The 20,813-nt window shown below is 69.6% G+C and carries 20 protein-coding genes; 9 read left to right on the forward strand and 11 right to left on the reverse strand.

The window, feature by feature from the left end; all coding sequences use genetic code 11:
• Position 1 precedes the first annotated feature (1 nt).
• Complete coding sequence (locus ACFWB8_RS02635) at positions 2-1,489, reverse strand: PLP-dependent aminotransferase family protein (protein ID WP_385221409.1); 1,488 nt, start codon at positions 1,487-1,489, stop codon at positions 2-4.
• Between the two features lie 237 nt (positions 1,490-1,726).
• On the opposite strand from ACFWB8_RS02635, the gene ACFWB8_RS02640 reads away from it, so the two are divergent.
• From ACFWB8_RS02640 to ACFWB8_RS02660, 5 genes are all read left to right on the forward strand, one after another.
• Positions 1,727-2,368: an NTP transferase domain-containing protein gene (locus ACFWB8_RS02640; protein WP_385221411.1), complete on the forward strand. Its 642-nt coding sequence runs from the start codon at positions 1,727-1,729 to the stop codon at positions 2,366-2,368.
• 274 nt (positions 2,369-2,642) lie between these two features.
• Positions 2,643-4,262: a malate synthase A gene (aceB, locus tag ACFWB8_RS02645; RefSeq protein ID WP_385221414.1), complete on the forward strand. Its 1,620-nt coding sequence runs from the start codon at positions 2,643-2,645 to the stop codon at positions 4,260-4,262.
• Positions 4,263-4,587: 325 nt separating this feature from the next.
• Complete coding sequence (locus ACFWB8_RS02650) at positions 4,588-5,778, forward strand: GDSL-type esterase/lipase family protein (protein WP_385221417.1); 1,191 nt, start codon at positions 4,588-4,590, stop codon at positions 5,776-5,778.
• A gap of 190 nt (positions 5,779-5,968) precedes the next feature.
• A complete protein-coding gene (locus ACFWB8_RS02655) occupies positions 5,969-6,517 on the forward strand; it encodes a GNAT family N-acetyltransferase (RefSeq protein WP_385221420.1) in 549 nt (182 codons plus the stop codon).
• 109 nt (positions 6,518-6,626) lie between these two features.
• Positions 6,627-7,232 (forward strand): 3'-5' exoribonuclease domain-containing protein, encoded by a 606-nt coding sequence (locus ACFWB8_RS02660; protein WP_385221423.1) that lies wholly within the window; start codon positions 6,627-6,629, stop codon positions 7,230-7,232.
• Between the two features lie 108 nt (positions 7,233-7,340).
• On the opposite strand, the gene ACFWB8_RS02665 is transcribed toward ACFWB8_RS02660, so the two are convergent.
• The 7 genes from ACFWB8_RS02665 to ACFWB8_RS02695 form a co-directional block, all read right to left on the reverse strand.
• Positions 7,341-8,741 (reverse strand): nucleobase:cation symporter-2 family protein, encoded by a 1,401-nt coding sequence (locus ACFWB8_RS02665; protein ID WP_385221426.1) that lies wholly within the window; start codon positions 8,739-8,741, stop codon positions 7,341-7,343.
• A gap of 268 nt (positions 8,742-9,009) precedes the next feature.
• Positions 9,010-10,413: an 8-oxoguanine deaminase gene (locus ACFWB8_RS02670; protein ID WP_385221429.1), complete on the reverse strand. Its 1,404-nt coding sequence runs from the start codon at positions 10,411-10,413 to the stop codon at positions 9,010-9,012.
• Positions 10,414-10,603: 190 nt separating this feature from the next.
• Positions 10,604-11,527, reverse strand: coding sequence for a factor-independent urate hydroxylase (gene pucL / locus ACFWB8_RS02675; protein ID WP_385221431.1), 924 nt, complete (start codon positions 11,525-11,527; stop codon positions 10,604-10,606).
• Position 11,528: 1 nt separating this feature from the next.
• A complete protein-coding gene (gene uraH, locus ACFWB8_RS02680; protein ID WP_385221434.1) occupies positions 11,529-11,918 on the reverse strand; it encodes a hydroxyisourate hydrolase in 390 nt (129 codons plus the stop codon).
• Between the two features lie 2 nt (positions 11,919-11,920).
• Positions 11,921-12,442, reverse strand: a complete 522-nt coding sequence (gene uraD / locus ACFWB8_RS02685) for a 2-oxo-4-hydroxy-4-carboxy-5-ureidoimidazoline decarboxylase (protein ID WP_385221437.1) — start codon at positions 12,440-12,442, stop codon at positions 11,921-11,923.
• Positions 12,443-12,595: 153 nt separating this feature from the next.
• Positions 12,596-12,979, reverse strand: a complete 384-nt coding sequence (locus ACFWB8_RS02690) for a helix-turn-helix domain-containing protein (protein ID WP_385221439.1) — start codon at positions 12,977-12,979, stop codon at positions 12,596-12,598.
• Entirely contained in the window at positions 12,976-13,242 is a 267-nt protein-coding gene (locus tag ACFWB8_RS02695; RefSeq protein ID WP_385221442.1) for a thiamine-binding protein, read from the reverse strand. Before ACFWB8_RS02695 ends, ACFWB8_RS02690 begins: the two co-directional genes overlap by 4 nt.
• Before the next feature lie 126 nt (positions 13,243-13,368).
• Here ACFWB8_RS02695 and ACFWB8_RS02700 point away from each other — a divergent pair, with 126 nt between their 5' ends.
• The 3 genes from ACFWB8_RS02700 to ACFWB8_RS02710 all read left to right on the forward strand — a co-directional run bounded on the left by ACFWB8_RS02700 (position 13,369) and on the right by ACFWB8_RS02710 (position 16,877).
• Positions 13,369-14,202: a TIM barrel protein gene (locus ACFWB8_RS02700; RefSeq protein ID WP_385221444.1), complete on the forward strand. Its 834-nt coding sequence runs from the start codon at positions 13,369-13,371 to the stop codon at positions 14,200-14,202.
• Between the two features lie 75 nt (positions 14,203-14,277).
• Entirely contained in the window at positions 14,278-15,177 is a 900-nt protein-coding gene (locus tag ACFWB8_RS02705; protein WP_385221447.1) for a 2-hydroxy-3-oxopropionate reductase, read from the forward strand.
• Positions 15,178-15,419: 242 nt separating this feature from the next.
• A complete protein-coding gene (locus tag ACFWB8_RS02710; protein WP_385221648.1) occupies positions 15,420-16,877 on the forward strand; it encodes a catalase in 1,458 nt (485 codons plus the stop codon).
• Positions 16,878-17,331: 454 nt separating this feature from the next.
• Here ACFWB8_RS02710 and ACFWB8_RS02715 read toward each other — a convergent pair whose 3' ends face one another.
• Positions 17,332-17,547 carry an ATP-binding cassette domain-containing protein gene (locus ACFWB8_RS02715; RefSeq protein ID WP_385221450.1) on the reverse strand — a complete coding sequence of 72 codons (216 nt, stop codon included), beginning with the start codon at positions 17,545-17,547 and terminating at the stop codon, positions 17,332-17,334.
• A 60-nt stretch (positions 17,548-17,607) separates the two neighbouring features.
• Positions 17,608-18,141: an oligopeptide/dipeptide ABC transporter ATP-binding protein gene (locus ACFWB8_RS02720; RefSeq protein ID WP_385221453.1), complete on the reverse strand. Its 534-nt coding sequence runs from the start codon at positions 18,139-18,141 to the stop codon at positions 17,608-17,610.
• Here ACFWB8_RS02720 and ACFWB8_RS02725 point away from each other — a divergent pair.
• Complete coding sequence (locus tag ACFWB8_RS02725) at positions 18,127-18,720, forward strand: TetR/AcrR family transcriptional regulator (RefSeq protein WP_385221456.1); 594 nt, start codon at positions 18,127-18,129, stop codon at positions 18,718-18,720. The two genes, ACFWB8_RS02720 and ACFWB8_RS02725, sit on opposite strands and share 15 nt — an antisense overlap.
• Positions 18,721-18,801: 81 nt before the next feature.
• On the opposite strand, the gene gcl is transcribed toward ACFWB8_RS02725, so the two are convergent.
• Entirely contained in the window at positions 18,802-20,589 is a 1,788-nt protein-coding gene (gene gcl, locus ACFWB8_RS02730) for a glyoxylate carboligase (protein ID WP_385221459.1), read from the reverse strand.
• Positions 20,590-20,813: the final 224 nt, after the last annotated feature.

The following is a 20,813-nucleotide window of genomic DNA, read 5'->3' on the forward strand; positions in this document are numbered from 1 at the left end:
CTCAGGCCACCCAGTGCGGCCGTTCCACCGCCGGAGAGAGCGGTACGCCGTCGTGGAAGGCCTGCGCGAGGCGGCGTACGCCCTCGTCCAGCCGGTCGGCGGGCAGGGTGAACGGGATCCGCAGCCGGTGCTCGAAGGTCCCCGGGTCCACCCCGAAGCGTGCCCCGCGGCCGATGTGCACACCGCCGGCCGCGGCCCGCTCGGACAGGGCGGAGCTGACCGGCTCGCCGAGGTCGACCCAGAGCGAGAGGCCGCCCGGCGGCAGCTTCCAGGACCACTCCGGGGTGTGCCGCTCGAGCGACCGCACCAGGGCCTCGCGCCGGATCCGCAGCTGCGCGAGCCGGGCCGGCAGGGACCGGTCCATGGCGTCCATGAGCGGGAGCGCGACCAGCTGGTCGAGCACCGAGCCGGTCATGTCGGCCGAGACCCGTACGGCCGTCAACTCGGTGATCATCTTCGCGGTGGCCCGGACCCAGCCCACCCGCAGGCCGCCCCAGTGGGTCTTGCTGAGCGAGCCGATGGTGATCACGTGGTCCGCGCCGCCGCGCGGGGCGAGCGAGGCCATGGGCGCGGGCGCGGGGACGTCCAGCGCGATGTCGGCGATGGTCTCGTCGACCACCAGCCAGGTCCCGGTGGCCCGGGTCGCCGAGAGCAGCCTCAGCCGCTGCTCCGGCGGCATCAGCGCGCCCGTCGGGTTGTGGAAGTCGGGGATCGTGTAGGCCAGCCTCGGCACGGTCTGGCGCAGCGTGGACTCGGCGATCTCCATGTCCCAGCCCGCGTCGGAGACGGCGATGGACCCGGTGCGCAGCCGCGCGTGGCGCAGGGCGTCGAGGGCGTTGGCATAGGTGGGGTTCTCGGTGACGACCCGGTCCCCGGCCCGGCAGAGCAGGCTGACGACCAGCGCGAAGGCCTGCTGGGCTCCGGCGGTGACGAGTATCTGCTCGGGGCGCGTGGGCAGCCCGCGCCGGGTGAACCGGTCGGCGACGGCCGCGCGCAGGTCGGGCAGGCCGAAGGGGTGGTAGCCGGGGGTCCGGGCGAGCCGGGGCAGGCGGGGCGCGGCCCAGGCGAAGGCCTCGGCGAGGCTGCCCTCCGGGGCTCCCATCGCGGCGATGGCGAGGTCGATGCCGGGGTCACCGTCGGCGCTGTGGCCGCCGGCGCCCAGGACGAGGTGGGCTCCGACAGGGTGATGGCCTTCGGGGAGCTCGGTCCAGGTGCCGGAGCCGCGCCGGCTGCGGACGTAGCCGCTCTCGCGCAGCAGGTCGTAGGCGCCGGTGACGGTGGCCCGGCTGGCTCCGACCGCCTCCGCCAGCTCCCGTTCCGCGGGGAGCCGTACGTGCAGGGCGATCCGGCCGTCCAGGATCAGGGTCCGCACGGCGTCGGCGATGCCGCGGTAGCCGGGGCGGGCCAACACCTCGGCCGGGAGCAGCGCCGCGAGCTGGCGGCTGCCGATCGTCCTGTCCGCCGTCTGGACCACTCGCCCGTTTGCCATGCCAACCTCCCCCGATTGGCTCTGCCTGCCAGGCCAATCCGGGTTCAGACTCGCTGCATTGGCCCCCGATTGGCAAGGAGACGCCGAGATGTTGACCGACCGCGACGAACGCGCCCTGCTGGCTGCCGCCGAGAACCGGATCTGCGAGCCGCTGCGGATCCGGGCCGCGCTGGCCTCCGTACGCAAGGTGCTCGAACGGCGCCCGCGATCCTTCAGGCAGGGGCGAGAATCGGTGACATGTCAGCCCACACCCCTGCCACCGCTTCCACCGCTTCCACCGCTTCCACCGCTCCACTCGTGATCGCGGGTCTGCTCCTGGCGGCCGGCGGCGGCCGCCGGCTCGGCGGGCGGCCCAAGGCGCTGCTCCCCTATCGCGGCCGCCCGCTGGTGGAGAACGCCATACGGGTGCTGCGGGAGGCCGGCTGCGACCCGGTGCACGTCGTGCTCGGCGCCTCGGCGGCCGAGGTGCGCGAGCGCGCGGACCTGAGCGGGTGCGTGGTGACCGACAACCCGGACTGGGCGGAGGGCATGGGCTCCTCCCTGCGGGTCGGCCTCGCCTCGCTGGCCGGTACGGGCGCCCGCGCGGCCCTGGTGTCGCTGGTGGACCAGCCGGGCATCGGGCCGGCCGCGGTGGCCCGGGTCCTGGGGGCGTACCGCTCCCCGGCGAGCCTGGTGGCGGCGGCGTACGACGGGGAGCGCGGGCATCCGGTGCTGTTCGGGGCGGACCGCTGGGCGGACATCGCGGCGACGGCCACGGGCGACAAGGGCGCACGGGTGCACTTGAGCGCGCACGCCTCCGAGCTCACGCTGGTCGAGTGCGGGGACGTCGCGGAGGCTTTCGACATCGACACGCCGTCCGACCTGGCACGTCTGGCTTGAGCGGGCCTCGGGCCCGGCCTGAGCGGGGCGTAACGGTGGTGGCACCGAGGGCCACCACCCGCCGTAATCTGTCGACTCGGAGAATCTCGACATCAACAAACCATTGAACTTCCACCATGAGGAAATTACTATCCACTGGTCAGAAGCGCCCTGAACCCCAAGACGGCGCCCGCGACCGTATCCCGGAACTCTCCACACCCGACGGCACTGCGTGCCGTCTCGCGCGAGCATTCCCCCGCGGCCGCCAGGCACCGCCGCTGAAGGAGTGACAGATATGTCCGCACCAGCGCCGTCCCCGCTGGCCATCGTCGACGCCGAGCCCCTGCCCCGGCAGGACGAAGTCCTCACCGAAGCGGCCCTCGCCTTCGTGGCCGAGCTCCACCAGCGGTTCACCCCCCGCCGCGACGAGCTCCTCGCCCGCCGGGCCGAGCGACGCGCCGAGATCGCCCGCACCTCCCACCTCGACTTCCTCCCGGACACCGCACAGGTCCGCGAGGGCGACTGGAAGGTGGCGCCGGCGCCGGCCGCGCTGAACGACCGCCGCGTGGAGATCACCGGTCCGACGGACCGCAAGATGACCATCAACGCCCTGAACTCGGGCGCCAAGGTCTGGCTCGCCGACTTCGAGGACGCCTCGGCTCCCACCTGGGAGAATGTGATCCTCGGCCAGCTCAACCTGATCGACGCCTACGAGCGCCGCATCGACTTCACCGACTCCCGCACGGGCAAGTCGTACGCCCTCAAGCCCGCCGGGGAGCTCGCGACCGTCGTGATGCGGCCGCGCGGCTGGCACCTCGAGGAGCGCCACCTGCAGATCGACGGCCGCTCCGTGCCCGGCGCGTTCGTGGACTTCGGCCTGTACTTCTTCCACAACGCCCAGCGCCTGATCGACCTCGGCAAGGGCCCGTACTTCTACCTGCCGAAGACCGAGTCCCACCTCGAGGCGCGCCTGTGGAACGAGATCTTCGTCTTCGCCCAGGACTACGTCGGCATCCCGCAGGGCACCGTCCGGGCGACGGTCCTGATCGAGACGATCACCGCCGCGTACGAGATGGACGAGATCCTCTACGAGCTGCGCGACCACGCGGCGGGCCTGAACGCGGGCCGCTGGGACTACCTCTTCTCCATCGTCAAGAACTTCCGCGACGGCGGCGAGAAGTTCGTCCTGCCGGACCGCAACGCGGTGACGATGACGGCCCCCTTCATGCGGGCGTACACCGAACTGCTCGTCAAGACCTGCCACAAGCGCGGCGCGCACGCCATCGGCGGCATGGCGGCCTTCATCCCGTCCCGCAAGGACGCCGAGGTCAACAAGGTCGCGTTCGAGAAGGTCAAGGCCGACAAGGACCGCGAGGCGGGCGACGGCTTCGACGGCTCCTGGGTCGCACACCCCGACCTGGTGCCGATCGCGATGGCCTCCTTCGACGCGGTCCTCGGCGACAAGCCGAACCAGAAGGACCGCCTGCGCGAGGACGTCGCCGTGGCCCCCGGCGACCTGATCGCGATCGACTCCCTGGACGCCAAGCCCACCTACGAGGGCCTGCGCAACGCCGTCCAGGTCGGCACCCGCTACATCGAGGCCTGGCTGCGGGGCCTCGGCGCCGTCGCCATCTTCGGCCTGATGGAGGACGCGGCCACCGCGGAGATCTCGCGCTCGCAGATCTGGCAGTGGATCAACGCCGGAGTCGTCTTCGAGAACGGCCTGACGGCCACCGCGGACCTGGCCCGCAAGGTCGCCGCCGAGGAACTGGTGTCCATCCGCGAGGAGATCGGCGAGGAGGCCTTCGCGGCCGGGAAGTGGCAGCAGGCCCACGACCTCCTCCTCCAGGTCTCCCTGGACGCGGACTACGCGGACTTCCTCACCCTGCCCGCGTACGACCAGCTCACCGGCTGACAGCCCGCCTTCGGCTGAATCGCACAGCAGCCGAATCCCACCAGCTCCGCCCCCGCGGCCCCAAGGGCCCCGGGGGCGGAGCTGTTTTGTCCCGCGGCGCGATAGCCCCGTCATGGTCGCGGCCGCCAAGATCACTCGCGCCTCGCGGACCGGTGGACCGAACGACCAGTCGGTTGTTACTTGTTCGTAACTTGCCTGTACCTAGCGGTAACAAGCGGCGGCATGTCACCTTTCCGGTTGCCACCGGCCGGAGGTACCCCCACTTCCCCAGCCATGCAGCGGAGTTGTTCCTGGCTTCGGCATGGCCAACCGCAGGAGTTCCGCAGTGATCGGATTCCGCAACGACAGCACCAGCCGGACCCGCAGTCGAGTGCGACGACTGGCCGGGGCCGGGATGGTCTTGCCTCTCGCCGTCGGCGCGCTGCTGGCCGGCGGGGCCGGCACGGCCGGCGCCAGTCCCGGGACCGGGCCCACGGCCGTGGTGTCCATGGGAGACAGCTACATCTCCGGCGAGGCCGGACGCTGGAAGGGCAACAGCCTCACCAACACCGGCAACCGGACCGGCACCGACCGGGCGTGGGTGAGCGGCAGCACCTACGATCCCGGCAAGGTGTACGGGACCACCGCCGGCGGGTGCCACCGCTCGGACTCCGCCGAGGTCAAGAGCGCCGGGGCCATCGCGGACGTCGCCGTCAACCTGGCCTGCTCCGGGGCGACTTCGCAGAACGTCTTCCGCGCCTCCAACGGCGGCGTGGCCTACAAGGGCGAAGCCCCGCAGGCCGACCAGCTCGCCGCCGTGGCCGCGAGCAACAACGTCAAGGTCATCGCACTGTCCATCGGCGGCAACGACCTCGGCTTCGCCGACATCATCAAGGACTGCGCGTACGACTTCATCATCTGGAACTCCTACTGCTACGACGACCAGCAGGAGGCGGTGGACCAGAAGATCGACGCCGTGATGGGCCAGGTCGGCAAGTCCGTGGACGAGGTACGGGCCGTCATGCGCGGCGCCGGCTACACCGACTCCTCGTACCGGATCGTGCTGCAGTCCTACCCCTCGCCGATCCCGCGCGGGGCGGAGAACCGCTACACGCAGAGCGACTGGAGCCGCCTGAACACCGGCGGGTGCCCCTTCTGGAACCGCGACTCCGACTGGGCGCGGGACTCGCTGGTGCCGCAACTCGCCAACCGCATCAAGGGGGTTGCGGCGGACAAGGGCGTCCAGTTCCTGGACCTGCGGGACATGCTCCAGGGCCGCGAGGTGTGCGCCAAGGCGAGCAAGCAGGTGACCACCTCGGCGCCCGCGTCGGCGAAGACGAGCGAGTGGGCGCGCTGGATCGACAGCAGCGAGACGCAGGGGCTGATCCAGGAGTCCATGCACCCGAACCACTTCGGTCAGCTGGCCGCCGGACGCTGCCTCTCCCTGGTCGTCGCCCAGCCGGCGAACTCCGGCTTCAGCTGCAAGAACACCGCGGGCGGGGACCAGACGGGCATGTTCCTGACCCCCACCACCTAGCCGAGATCCTCGGCGGCGCGACCGAGTCGTGCCGCCGAGGCGACACCGGATGCCGGAAGCGGTCCGGTGCCGCCTCGCCACCGCAAGACACGGCCGCCCACGTCCGGTGTCGTTCTTGGCCTCCCTGCGGCCACGGCACCGGGCCCTGTCTTTCGGATCGCTTTCACGGGCGTGCGATAGGTTGCCCGCCATGACTGAGCTTGGGCCCGTCGCCTGGCCACCTGCCCCGATGGAGACCGAGCGGCTCGTGCTCCGCCCATCCGCAGCCCGAGACCGTGCGGCGTTCATCGAGCTGTTCGCATCGTCGGAGGTGCGCACCCACCTCGGCGGCCCTCGACCGCGAGAGGAGCTCGAACGCGCGGTGCCGGAAGTACCCGGGCGCCGCCCTGGCGTTTTCGTCGTCGATGTCGACGGAGCGATGATTGGCACGGTCTCGCTCGACCGACGTGGTGCCGAGCGTCCGGGTCACGTCCTTCCAGATGCCGGGGAGGCCGAACTCGGTTACATGTTCCTGCCGGAAGCGTGGGGACGCGGGTACGCCGCCGAGGCGTGCGCAGCGGCACTCGCCTGGTTCGCCGACGCACTCCCCGGCGAGCCGGTGGTGCTCTGCACCCAGACCGCCAACCACCGCGCGCTACGCCTCGCGCAAAAGCTGGGGTTCACCGAGGTGGAGCGGTTCGAGGAGTACGGAGCCGAGCAGTGGTTCGGCGTGCGGTCCCCGGTCACGCCGTCCGGTTGAGCCGGGCCGCTTCCTTCAGTGCCCGCGGGCCGTGGAAGCCCGGCTACCGTGTGCGCCCGTCCGTAAATCCCGGTGAACGACCCGGCACCCGCCTGTCATGCTCTGGCGCATGGCAGCCCGTACCGCACGTCCCAGCCTCTACATCTCCGTCGACATCGAAGCCGACGGGCCCATCCCCGGGCCGTACTCGATGATCAGTTTCGGGGCCGCCGTCGCCGGGCGGCAGGACGGCGCTTCGTATACGGCCGCCGATCCCGAACGGGACACCTTCTACCGGGAGTTGCGGCCGATCAGCGCGGAGTACGTGCCCGCGGCGCTGGCCGTGAGCGGGCTCGACCGGGACCGGCTGGCGAGCGAGGGCGCCGAACCGGCGGCGGCGATGGCGGAGTTCCGCGCGTGGGTGCGCGAGGTGTCCGCCGGGGCCCAGCCGGTGATGTGCGGATACCCTGCGTCCTTCGACTGGACCTTCCTGTACTGGTACTTGATGCGGTTCGGCGGCGACAGCCCGTTCGGCCACTCCGGCTGTCTGGACATGAAGACCCTGTACGCGACCAAGGCCGGCGTCCCGTTGCGCGCGGCCGTCAAGGGCCGGATGCCCCGCGAACTGCTCTCCCGCCGCCCGCACACCCACCACGCGCTGGACGACGCGATCGAGCAGGCCGACCTGATGAGCAACCTGATGCTCTGGACTCCCCCGGGCGGCACGGCGGAGTGACCCGTTGACGGTCCCCCGGCAGGACACGGATGCGGCGGTGCGCACGCCACACCCGCAGTGGGTGGCGTGCGCACCGCCGTGGGACCGCGGCCGCGGCCGGGAGCGCGGTCAGTGCACCGGTACCGGGTCCGGGCCGACGGCGGGGGCTCCGCTCTTGCCTGCGCCGAGGTGGTTGAAGGCCAGGTTCAGCACGATGGCCACCACGCAGCCGGTGCTGATGCCGGAGTCGAGGACGACCAGCAGGTCCTTCGGGAAGGCGTGGTAGAAGCCCGGCGCCGCGATCGGGATCAGGCCGATGCCGACGGAGGCGGCGACGATCAGGGCGTTCTCCCCCTTCTCCATGGCCGCTCCGGCCAGCGTCTGGATACCGCTGGCCGCGACCGAGCCGAAGAGGACGATGCCCGCGCCGCCGAGGACCGGCAGCGGGACCACGCCGATGACGGAGGCGGCCATGGGGCACAGGCCCAGCAGGATCAGGATGCCTCCGCCGGCGGCGACGACGAAGCGGCTGCGGACCTTGGTCATCGCCACGAGCCCGATGTTCTGGGCGAAGGCGCTGCACATGAAGCCGTTGAACAGCGGGCTGAGCGCACTGCCGAGGGTGTCGGCGCGCAGGCCGCCCTCGATGGTCTTCGCGTCCGCCGGACGGCCGACGATCTTGCCCAGTGCCAGGATGTCGGCGGTGGACTCGGTCATGCAGACGAGCATGACGATGCACATCGAGACGATGGCGGCGACCTGGAACTGCGGGGCGCCGAAGTGGAACGGGGTCGGGAAGCCGACCACGGAGGCGTCGCGCACGGCGTCGAAGCTGACCATGTCCAGGGGTATCGCGATGAGCGTGCCCGCGACCAGGCCGAGCAGGATGGAGATCTGCTGCAGGAAGCCGGTCAGGAACTTGCGCATCAGCAGGACGATCACCAGGGTGAGCGCGGCCATGCCGATGTTCTTCATCGAGCCGTAGTCGGTGGCGGTACGGTTGCCGCCCTGCGACCAGTTGAAGGCCACCGGCAGGAGGGATACGCCGATCAGCGTGATGACCGTGCCGGTGACGACCGGCGGGAAGAAGCGGACGAGTTTGCCGAAGTAGGGGGCGGCGAAGAAGCCGATCGCTCCGGCCACGATGATCGCGCCGAAGATGACGGGGACGGCGTCCGCCCCCTCCCCCTTGCCGATCGCGATCATCGGGGTCACACCGGCGAAGGAAACGCCGTTGACGAAGGGGAGTTTGGCGCCGATCTTCCAGAACCCGAGGGTCTGGAGGAGGGTGGCGAGCCCTGCGGTGAAGAGCGAGGCCCCCATCAGGAAGGCCGTCTCGGTGGCGGAGAGTCCGACGGCGGGGCCGACGATCATCGGCGGGGCCACGACACCCGCGTACATGGCGGCCACGTGCTGAAGTCCACTGGTGACCATCTTCAGCGGCGGCAAGGTCTCGTCGACAGGGTGTTTCTCCCCGGAGACCTGCGGTACTGCGACTGCGTCTTTGCGAAACCTGGGCGTTGCTGCCACGGCTTCCTCCGGTCGGTTAAACACGTCGGCAGGGACGTGGGTGTCATGGAGGTGGTGCGAAAGCTGTGCGAGTCGAGCCTGTTTTCAGTTATGGCAGAAACGATTCGCCCGAGTCGGTTCCGCGCTGGTCAAGCCGGTGGCACGAGTCACCGCCCCCGGGGGCGCCCTCGGTCTTCCTCAGGCGCTACCCGGGAACGGCTGCCGCGGACCCCGCTCGGGTCCGCGGCCTCCGGCCGGGGGCCGTCCCCCCCGGCCGGACTCCGTGGGATCAGGCCTGCGCGGAGATCCGCGCGAGGCGCTGGGCCTCTTCCCGCGTGGACACGGCGATGGCGTCCTCGTCGGCGAAGAGGAGTCGGTTGTTCTCGACGATCTGCTTGCCGTTGACCAGCGACAGGGTCACCGGGGCGGCCGCACCGAAGACGAGCGCGGTGACCGGGTCGGCGATGGAGGAGTGAGCCAGCGTGCTCAGGTTCCACATCACCAGGTCGGCGCACTTGCCGACCTCGAGCGAGCCGATGTTGTCGGCGCGGCCGAGGACCTGGGCACCACCGTACGTACCCAGGCGCAGGGCCTGGCGCGCGTTCAGGGCGCGCTCGCGGTGGACCGGGTTCAGACGGTTGATCAGCAGCGCGTTGCGCAGCTCGGTGTGCAGCTCACCGGACTCGTTGGAGGCGGTGCCGTCCACGCCGAGGCCGACCGGCACACCGGCGGCGAGCATGTCCGGGACGCGGGCGATGCCGGCGGCCAGACGGGCGTTGGAGGACGGGCAGTGCGCGACACCGGTCTTGGTGCGGGCGAACGCGGCGATGTCGGAGTCGTTCATGTGGACGCTGTGCGCCATCCACACGTCCTCGCCGAGCCAGCCGGTCGACTCGAAGTAGTCGGTCGGGCCCATGCCGAACAGTTCCTTGCAGAACTGCTCTTCCTCGACGGTCTCGGAGCCGTGGGTGTGCATGCGCACACCCAGGCGGCGGGCCAGCTCGGCACCCTGCTTGAGCAGCTCGGTGGAGACCGAGAAGGGGGAGCACGGCGCGACGGCGACCTGGGTCATCGCGTCGAAGGAGTAGTCGTGGTGCTTCTTGACGGTCGCCTCGGTGTCGGCGAGCGCACCCTCGAGGGTCTCGACGGCGTGGTCCGGCGGCAGGCCGCCGTCCTTCTCGCTGCGGTCCATCGAGCCGCGGGCGAGGGTGAACCGTACGCCCATCTCGGACGCGGCGCGGATGATCGAGCCGGAGAGGTCGCCGGAGCCCTTGGGGAAGACGTAGTGGTGGTCCATGGCGGTGGTGACGCCGCCCTTGGCCATCATCGCCAGGGAACCCTGGGCGGCCGTGTACGTCATCTGCTCGTCGATGCGCGCCCAGGTCGGGTACAGCGCGACGAGCCAGTTGAAGAGGTTGTGGTCGGTGGCCAGACCACGGGTGATCCACTGGTAGAAGTGGTGGTGGGTGTTGACCAGGCCCGGGGTGACGAGGTGACCCGTGCCGTCGATGCGGCGGACCACATTGTCGAGCTTCTCGGGGGCCCCGCCCGCACCGATCGACTCGATCTTGTTGCCGGCGACGACCACGTAGCCCGAGGCGTACTCGGTGTCGTTCGCGTCGACGGTCGCAATCGCACAGTTCTCGATGACGATGCGCTCTACGGCGCTGTCATGGGCTGCCGATGCTGCCATGGGACTTCCTCGTGCTTTCAGTGGCGGTGCGGGCACGGCAGAGCCCTGGGGATTTGAGTGCCGGAGCCGGGGGCCTTGACAGCTGACAGTACTGCCGCCCCGTGTGTTGCGTCCGGGTGCCGATTCAGGAAGTTGAAGGGTGTCGCGCCGCCCCGGGGCCACTGCGGAGCCCCGGGACGCACGTGCCGCATCAGAGGTTGGTCATGTCCACGGGGATACGGGCGTCGACGCCGTCGCGCAGGACCGTCGCCTCGATCAGACCGTACGGGCGGTCCGCGGCGAAGTAGACCTCGTTGTCGTTCTTGAGGCCGAAGGGCTCGAGGTCGACGAGGAAGTGGTGCTTGTTCGGGAGCGAGAAGCGGACCTCGTCGATCTCCGAACGGTGGTTGATGATGCGCGAACCCATCTGGTACAGGGTCTGCTGCAGCGACAGGGAGTAGGTTTCCGCGAAGGCCTGCAGCATGTGCTTGCGGGTCTCGGCGTAGGACTTCTCCCAGTTGGGCATCCGCTGCTCGTCGTCCGACCAGTTGAAGCGCCAGCGAGCCGACACCTGGGTGGCCAGGATGCGGTCGTAGGCCTCCTTCAGCGTCGTGTACTTGTCCTTCACGTAACCCCAGAACTCGGAGTTCGTGGAGTTCATGACGACCAGGTCCTTGAGGCCGGAGATGACCTCCCAGTTCGTGCCGTCGTACGTGATCTGGGTGACGCGGGTCTCCATGCCCTGGCGGACGAAGGAGTGGTTCACCTCGTCGGAGCCGATGAACTTCGAGTTGGCGTCCGAGGTGGCGATCCGGTCCCAGGAGTACTCCTCGATCCGGATGCGCGCCTTCTGGATCGGCTCCTGGCTGTTCACGAACCAGCGCGCCAGGTGGATGCCGAACTGCTCGGCGGACTCGATGCCGTGTTCCTTGGCGAAGGCGTACACCGTGTTCTTGGTGGTGTCCGTCGGCAGGACGTTGGCGTTCGAGCCGGAGTAGTGGACGTCGTCCATGTCGCCGGAGAGGGCGACCGAGACGTTCAGGTCCTTGATGTGGTGGGTGTCGCCGTCCCGCGTGATCTTGACGACGCGGTTCTCTGCTTTGCCGTACTGGTTCTGGCCCAGAATCGTGGCCATGCTAGCTCCCTCGGTAAACGGAGTAGCCGAACGGGTTGAGCAGCAGCGGTACGTGGTAGTGCTCGCCCGGGTTCACCGCAAAGGTGATGGTGACCTCCGGGAAAAACGCACCGCTGTCCCTTACGCGGGGGGCGTCCTGCTGCGCCTCGGCTTGCTTCTTGGCGAAGTACGTCTCGGTCTCGAAGTCGAGACGTACGTGGGTGGTGCCCTCCGGCAGCGCCGGCAGGTCCTTGCAGCGCCCGTCCGCATCGGTGGCGGAGCCGCCCAGTGCCGCCCACTCGCCGCCGAGACCCGTACGGGCCGACAGGGAGATGGCGACGCCCTCGGCGGGCTTGCCGATGCTGGTGTCCAGGATGTGCGTGGACACCGACGCGGTGGTCTCGGTGCTCATGCTCACGCTCCTTCTTCTTCTGCGAGTTCCACGAGGCGGGTCAGGCGGATCTTGTTGATCTTGACGAGCTCGCCGCGGGCGGTTTCCCGCTCCTGCTCCGGCGAGTTGTCGATCCGGACCTTGACCGCGTCCCGCATGAACGCGCCGGTCGCACCGGTGGCGCAGATGAGGAAGACGTGGCCGAACTTCTCCTGGTACGCCAGGTTCAGTTCGAGGAGCTCGTTCTTGAGCTCCTGCGAGGCACCGGCCATGCCGCGCTGCTCGCGGGCGGAGGTCGGGTCTCCCGGCTTCGGCCGGCCGATCGGCGCGTGGCCTCCCATCGCCTCGCCCAGGTCCTCGGCGGTGAGCTCCGCCATGGCGGTCTCGTTGGCCGAGAACAGGGCTTCGGCGCTGGCGAAGGGGCGCCGGGCGAGCAGTTTGCTCCCCCATGCCGAGCTGGCGCACACCTCGTGGAGCTCGGCCGCGGCCGCGCCGTCGTCCAAGGCGTTGAACCGGGTGAGACCCGGGGTCGGACTCGAAGTCACGGTAGGCCTCCGTGGCCTGTTGTTGCTTTGACGGGCTGCGCATAGCTAACGCCCTCGGCAACACGGCGTCAACACTTTGTTGAAACTTCCCGTACACAAAAGCCGCCGCCCGGATGAATTGGGCGGCGGCTCGTCACAGTGGGTCAGAAAATATCACTCTTGGTTGCGTTTGTTGGGGTTTTCCCTGTTCAAGTAGTTGTAGACCGTGAAACGGCTTACACCCAGGGCTCCCGCGACCGTTTCCACACCGTGCCGCACGGAGAAGGCGCCACGCGCCTCGAGTATCCGCACCACGTCCTGCTTGGACTTCCGGTCGAGCTGTGACAGCGGTACGCCGTGCCGCCGCTCCAGCGCGGCCAGGATGTGGTCCAACGAGTCCGAGAGCTGGGGCAGGCGCACGGCCAGCAGGTCCTGGCCCTCCCAGGCGAGCACGACGTCGTCGGGCTGCGCCAGGGCCGGGTCCATCAGCTCGCCGCCCATCGCGTCCACCAGCGGCTTGACCGCGGCGACGAAGGGGTGGTCGCGGGGCTCGGTCACGAGGCGTCCTCCCCGATCATGTCCTCCCCGATCACATTGACCTGGAGCGAGACGCGCGTCGCGCCGGCCTCCAGGGCGCCCTGCAGCAGCGCGGACACCGCGCCGAGGACCGCATCGGTCTCACCTTCGGCGGTGTTGCCGAACGGGCCGACGTCCACCGCGTCCAGTTGCGCCTTCTGAATGACCTCGCGAGCGGCCACTGCATGGGCGGGGGCCTCTTCGAGATCGAAGGGCTCGGTCGTGAACTCCACTCTCAATCGCACGCTGGTCAAGCTACCGCGCAGTCACGATTTTTCGGGAGTCGGCACTTGACAAGTGCGTCGCCCTGCTTGCAGTCTTCCATCAAGCAGAAACTAACTTCCGCAATACGGAAGGAGCGCACACCCCTCATGGGATACACGGACCAGCGCTTCGATGTGAACCTTTCGATCCTCTTCACGGAACTCCCGCTTCTGGAGCGTCCCGCGGCTGCCGCCGCGGCGGGCTTCGACGCGGTCGAGCTGTGGTGGCCCTGGATCGAGACCCCCACCCCCGCCCAGGCGGAGCTCGACGCCCTCAAGAAGGCTCTTGAGGACGCCGGCACCCAGCTGGTGGGACTGAACTTCTACGCCGGGCAGCTGCCGGGCCCGGACCGCGGTGCGGTATCGGTCCCCGGCGACGAGTCGGACCGCTTCAACGCCAACATCAACGTGGCCGCCGACTTCGCGGCCTCTGTCGGCTGCAAGGCGCTGAACGCCCTCTACGGCAACCGCGTCGAGGGTGTGGACCCGGCCGTCCAGGACGAGCTCGCGCTGAAGAACCTGGTCGTGGCGGCTCGGGCCGCGGACCGCGTCGGCGCGATCCTCCTGATCGAGACCCTCAACAAGCCCGAGTCGCCGCTCTACCCGCTGGTGAGCGCCCCGGCCGGCATCGAGGTCGTGGACAAGGTCAACGAGGCCACCGGCCTCGGGAACGCCAAGTTCCTGCTCGACCTGTACCACCTGGCGATGAACGATGAGGACCTCTCCGAGGTCATCGAAAAGTATGCCGCCAAGACCGGTCACGTCCAGATCGCGGACAAGCCCGGACGAGGTGCCCCCGGCACCGGCGAGCTGCCCCTCGAAGAGCTGCTCGACCAGCTGAAGAAGGCCGGGTACGCCGGCTACGTAGGCCTGGAGTACAAGGCCGCAGACGCCGCCGCCTCCTTCGAGTGGCTGCCGGCCGAGGCCCGCGCCACGAAGTAGGCGGACAAAGTCCAGGCGATCAGCCAGGCACCTCACAAACTTTTCTTACAAAGCATGAAGAGAAGGACCCTCATCATGAGCAACCCCACTGCGCTCCCGTCGATCGCCTGGATCGGGCTCGGCATCATGGGCTCCCCCATGGCCGAGAACCTCCTGAAGGCCGGCTACCCGGTCACCGGCTTCACCCTGGAGCAGGACAAGCTGGAGCGCCTGGCCGCCGCCGGCGGCACCGCGGCCGGCTCGATCGCCGAGGCTGTCAAGGACGCCGACATCGTCATCACGATGGTGCCCGCCTCCCCGCAGGTCGAGGCCATCTCCTACGGTGAGAACGGCATCCTCGAGAACGCGAAGTCCGGCGCGCTGGTCATCGACATGTCGTCGATCACCCCGCAGACCTCGATCGACCTCGCGAAGAACGCTGCCGCCAAGGGCATCCGCGTCATCGACGCCCCGGTGTCCGGCGGCGAGGCCGGCGCCATCGAGGCCGTCCTGTCGATCATGGTGGGTGGCGAGCAGGCCGACTTCGACGAGGCCCTGCCGGTGCTCGAGACCCTCGGCAAGACCATCGTCCTGTGCGGTCCGCACGGCTCGGGCCAGACGGTGAAGGCCGCCAACCAGCTCATCGTCGCGGTCAACATCCAGGCGTGCGCCGAAGCCGTCGTCTTCCTCGAGAAGTCGGGCGTGAACCTCCAGGCCGCGCTGGACGTCCTCAATGGCGGTCTGGCCGGCTCCACGGTCCTGACCCGCAAGAAGGACAATTTCCTGAACCGCGACTTCAAGCCCGGTTTCCGGATCGACCTGCACCACAAGGACATGGGCATCGTCACCGACGCCGCCCGCAACGTCGGTGCTGCCCTTCCGGTCGGCGCGGTCGTCGCCCAGCTGGTCGCCTCGCTGCGCGCCCAGGGTGACGGCGGCCTGGACCACTCCGCCCTGCTCCGCGCGGTCGAGCGCCTCTCCGGCGCCCGGATCTGAGCCGGCGGCCCGCATGCCGGGCCGCACCTCCCCCTCACGGGGGCCCGAGTTTCCGGATGGTGCCGGTGCTGACACCTGTCCTGTCGCGCCCAAGCGCCGGCACCGTCCGGATCACCTCTCCCCATTCTTCGTTCAACATTCTGTGTTCAACAAACTGTTGACGTTTAGTTCCTGCCGAAATTAGGCTGTTCCGCATGACGGAAGGCACTTTCCGTCGGCAGTTACCCGTACGGAAGGTCACCATGTCGAAGCGCACGCTGACGACCGAGTCCGGCGCCCCGGTCGCCGACAACCAGAACTCCGCCACCGCCGGCGTCGGTGGCCCGCTGCTGGTCCAGGACCAGCAGCTCCTTGAGAAGCTTGCCCGCTTCAACCGTGAGCGCATCCCGGAGCGCGTGGTGCACGCCCGCGGTTCGGCCGCGTACGGCCACTTCGAGGTGACCGACGACGTCACCGCGTACACCAGCGCCGCGTTCCTGAACACGGTCGGCAAGAAGACCGAGACCTTCCTGCGGTTCTCCACCGTGGCCGACTCGCTGGGTGGCGCGGACGCGGTCCGCGACCCGCGCGGCTTCGCGCTGAAGTTCTACACCGAAGAGGGCAACTACGACCTCGTCGGCAACAACACCCCGGTGTTCTTCATCAAGGACCCGATCAAGTTCCCCGACTTCATCCACTCCCAGAAGCGCGACCCCTTCACGGGCAAGCAGGAGCCGGACAACGTCTGGGACTTCTGGGCGCACACCCCCGAGGCGACGCACCAGATCACCTGGCTGATGGGTGACCGCGGCATCCCGGCGTCGTACCGTCACATGAACGGTTACGGCTCCCACACGTACCAGTGGACCAACGCCCAGGGCGAGGCCTTCTTCGTCAAGTACCACTTCAAGACGAACCAGGGCATCCGCTGCCTGTCCGGCGAGCAGGCCGCCGAGCTCGTCGGCAAGGACGCCAACTCGCACCAGACCGACCTGCTCCAGGCCATCGAACGCGGTGTGAACCCGAGCTGGACCCTCTACGTCCAGATCATGCCCGCCGCCGAGGCCGCGGACTACCGCTTCAACCCGTTCGACCTCACCAAGGTGTGGCCCCACAGCGACTACCCGCTGCAGCGCGTGGGCCGTCTGGTCCTCGACCGCAACCCGGACAACGTCTTCGCCGAGGTCGAGCAGTCCGCCTTCTCCCCGAACAACTTCGTCCCGGGCATCACCGCCTCGCCGGACAAGATGCTCCAGGGCCGCCTCTTCGCGTACGCCGACGCCCAGCGCTACCGCCTCGGTGTGAACCACACCCTGCTGCCGGTCAACGCCCCGAAGGCGGCCAAGGCCGACAACTACGGCCGCGACGGCGTCATGGCGCTGCGCAACGGCTCGCGCCACGACAAGAACTACGAGCCCAACTCGTACCAGGGTCCGGCCGAGACCGGTCTGGCGCTCGGTGCCCCGAAGGCCGTCTCCGGCTACACGGGCACCCACGAGGCCCCGGCCCACACCAAGGACGACGACTTCTTCCAGGCCGGTGAGCTCTACCGCCTGATGTCGGAGGCCGAGAAGCAGCGTCTGGTGGCGAACATCGCCGGCGGCCTGTCTCAGGTCACCCTCGAGGACGTCATCGAGAAGAACCTGGCTCACTTCCACGCCGCCGACGCCGACTACGGCAAGCGCGTCGAGGAGGCCGTCCGCGCCCTGCGCGACGCCTGAGCCCACCATCGTACCGGGGGTCTGACGGGAGGTCAGGCTCCGGGTACCAGCCCGAGCTGCTTACCCGGATGAGGGGTGGTATGCGGTGAGGGCAGGACGAGGACCGTGGCGAGCGTGCGAGCCAGTGCGGTGGTAATGGGTTCCGAGGCCCGTCTCTTGACCTGAGGGAGACGAAGCCGGAGTTCTCGTCGCCGCCCGCCACGGTCCCAGCCGACTCCCGGCTCCGCCCGGCGGTGCGAACGTCCTGTCGCGCCAGCCTCGCTCCGTCGGGCGGTAACAAACCAGAGCGCCGAGTCACGGACGGTCCCGTGACTCGGCGCTTTGCGTGTCCGGCCGGGCCGCGGTACGGAGTCCAGGAGCAGCCGCGTGCACTCGTGCTCCGGAGCGGCCAGCACCCGGGCCGTCGGGCCCTGTTCCACGATCCGGCCGGAGCCCATGACCACCAGCGGGTCGGTCACCGCCCGTACTCCCGCGCCCTGCGCAGCCCGGCCGCGCGGCCGCCTGCCGCGGGCTCGCGCAGGGTTCCCCGTACCCGTACCCGTACCCGTACCCGGACCTCGCCCGCGTCCGCCCACTCCAGGCCGGTCACGACACGGGCCGTGGTGGTCTTGCCGGAGCCGGATTCGCCGACGATGCCCAGCGATCCGCCCGCCGGGACGGCGTAGGACACGTCGTCCACCGCGCGTGGCGCCGCAGGTACGGCGCAGGCCCGGTACTTCCAGTACCGGGGTCACAGCAGGGCCTCCGGGTGGTGGCAGGCCACGCCCGCGTGCGGGGCCGGGACCTCGGCGCCGCACAGCTCGGTGGCCCGGGCGCAGCGCGGGGTGAAGGCGCATCCGGCGAGGACCGCGCGCAGGTCCGCAGGACGTCCCGGCATGGCGGGCAGGGGGCCGGGCGGGGCCTGCGGGCGCGGGGTCGCGGCCAGGAGGGCGCGGGTGCCGGGGTGGGCTCGTCGGCGAGCAGCAGCCGGGGGGCCGGGCAGCGGCGCGGCGGGGTTCCGCGGGCCGGCGCGCCGGGCGGCAGCAGGCCGAGGGCGGCGCGGGAGGTGGCGGAGCCCGACTCCCCCACGAGGGCGACCGTCTCGCCGGCGCCGACGCCGACCCCGTCGGGGACCGGGCGGGGCAGGCCCGGGAGGGTGAGGTGGAGCCCCCGATCGACTGAAAATCCAGTCAGGTGGCGGGTGGGAGCTATCGTGCGACCTGACCGAAAGATCAGTCAAGGAGTGTCCGACCGAAAGGTGCGAGCCGGCGTGGCCGATCGTCAAACGTTGATCTTGGAAGCAGCGGTACGCGTCATCGCGCGCAACGGCGTCAGAGGGCTTCGGGTCGAGGTGGTGGCCGCCGAAGCCGAGGTCTCCACCGCCCTGCTCTACTACCACTTCAAGGACCGCGCCGGCCTGATCCGGCGCACCCTCGCCTTCATCAGCGACCGCGCCACCGGCTACACCGACGAGGCCGTCTCCGGCACCGAGGACGCCCGCGACGTCCTGCTCCAGCTGCTGCTGAGCGAACTCCAGGACACCGACCGGGTCCGCGAGAACAGCATCGCCTGGGGCGAGCTGCGGGCCAGCGCCGTCTTCGACACCGAACTGCGCGAGACCCTCGCCGAGTCCACCCGGAGCTGGACCCGGGACACCGCCGAGGCCGTCTCGGACGCCCAGGCCGCCGGCCTCGCCGACCTGCGGGTGGACCCGCTCGACGCGGCGGAACGGCTGACGGCCCTCGTGGAGGGCCTGAGCGAGCGCTGGCTGAGCGGCTCACTGACCCTGGACCGGGCCCGCGGACTGCTCGCGGGTGCTGTCGACGCGGAACTCGGCCCCCGCCCCGAGCAGCAGTTCCCGTAACGACGCACGAACGCGCGACGACCCCCGTTCCTCCTCCAGGAGGGACGGGGGTCGTGCGTGGCGCTGCTGCCGCGCGAGCCGTCAGACGGTCAGCGGACGGATCGCGGTCGGCGCGTGACCCGGCTCGGTCGCGAGCTCCTCGAACTCGGTGACGTCGCTCATGTCGACCGTCTTGCTCATCGAGATGTTGGTGACGCGCTCCAGGATGGCCTCGACGACCACCGGCACGCTGTACTGCGCGGCGAGCTTCTTGGCCTCCTCGAAGGCGGCGCCCAGCTCGCTCGGGTCGCTGACGCGGATCGCCTTGCAGCCGAGACCCTCGACGACCTTGACGTGGTCGACGCCGTAGACCCCCAGCTCGGGGGCGTTGATGTTCTCGAACTCCAGGTTGACCTCGAAGTTGATGCCGAGACCGCCCTGCGCCTGACGGATCAGGCCGAGGTAGGCGTTGTTCACCAGGACGTGGACGTACGGGATCTTGTGCTGCGCGCCGACGGCCAGCTCCTCCAGCATGAACTGGAAGTCGTAGTCACCGGAGAGGGCGACGACCGGGGTCTGCGGGTCGGCGGTGGCGACACCCAGCGCGGCCGGGATGGTCCAGCCGAGCGGGCCGGCCTGGCCGCAGTTGATCCAGTGGCGCGGCTTGTAGACGTGCAGCATCTGCGCACCGGCGATCTGCGACAGACCGATGGTGGTGACGTAGCGGGTCTCGGGGCCGAAGGCCTTGTTCATCTCTTCGTAGACGCGCTGCGGCTTGATCGGCACGTTGTCGAAGTGCGTACGGCGCTGCAGCGTGCCCTTGCGCTCCAGGTGCGAGGCGACCCAGGCGCTGAAGTCGGGCAGCTTGCCCTCGGCCTTGAGCTCCTTGGCCACCTCGATGAAGATCTCCAGCGCGGCCTTGGCGTCGGAGGCGATGCCGAGGTCCGGGGCGAAGATCTTGCCGATCTGGGTGGGCTCGATGTCGACGTGGACGAACGTGCGGTCGCCGAGGTAGGCGTCCAGGTTGTAACCGGTGTGACGGTTGGCCCAGCGGTTGCCGATGCCCAGGACGAAGTCCGACTCCAGGAAGGTCGCGTTGCCGTAGCGGTGCGAGGTCTGCACACCGACCATGCCGGCGGCGAGCTCGTGGTCGTCCGGGATGACGCCCCAGCCCATGAGGGTGGAGATGACCGGGACGCCGGTCAGCTCGGCGAACTCGACCAGCAGGTCGGAGGCGTCGGCGTTGATGATGCCGCCACCGGCGACGATCAGCGGACGCTCGGACTCCAGCAGGTACTGGATGGCCTTCTCGGCCTGCTTGCGGGTCGCGGCGGGCTTGTGCACGGCCAGCGGCTCGTACAGGTCCGGGTCGAACTCGATCTCGGTCAGCTGGACGTCGATCGGCAGGTCGATGAGGACCGGGCCGGGGCGGCCGGAGCGCATCAGGTAGAAGGCCTGCTGGAAGACGCCGGGGACCTGCGCGGCCTCCAGGACCGTGGTGGCGGCCTTGGTGACCGGCTTGGCGATCGACGCGATGTCGACGGCCTGGAAGTCCTCCTTGTGGAGCTTCGCGACCGGGGCCTGACCGGTGATGCACAGGATCGGGATCGAGTCCGCGATGGCCGAGTACAGGCCGGTGATCATGTCGGTGCCGGCGGGGCCGGAGGTGCCGATGCAGACGCCGATGTTGCCCGGGGTCGTGCGGGTGTAGCCCTCCGCCATGTGCGAGGCGCCCTCGACGTGGCGGGCCAGCGTGTGGTTGATGCCACCGACGTTCTTGAGCTCGCGGTAGAACGGGTTGATCGCAGCGCCGGGCACGCCGAACGCTTGCGAAACGCCCTCGCGCTTGAGGATCTCCACTGCAGCGGCGGCGGCTGTCATACGAGGCATCGAGTTCTCCTGCGGGTCTGGCGGTCAGGCTTTTCCGTAATCCGGAAGTTTTGTTCTGCTATACGGAACAAGCTAAGCGGCGAGTCAGCACACGTCAAGGCGCCGGGGCAGCCAGGAACCCACCAAAAGCCGCGTCTGGTTCGGTGAGCCCTACGAATGTCCGGCCCCCGACGGAAATTCGGGGATGGCCCGCCCCGGAGGTGGCAGGTGGTGGAGCATGGACC

Origin of the sequence: Streptomyces sp. NPDC060031 (assembly GCF_042736805.1) — a bacterium.
Taxonomy (GTDB): domain Bacteria; phylum Actinomycetota; class Actinomycetes; order Streptomycetales; family Streptomycetaceae; genus Streptomyces.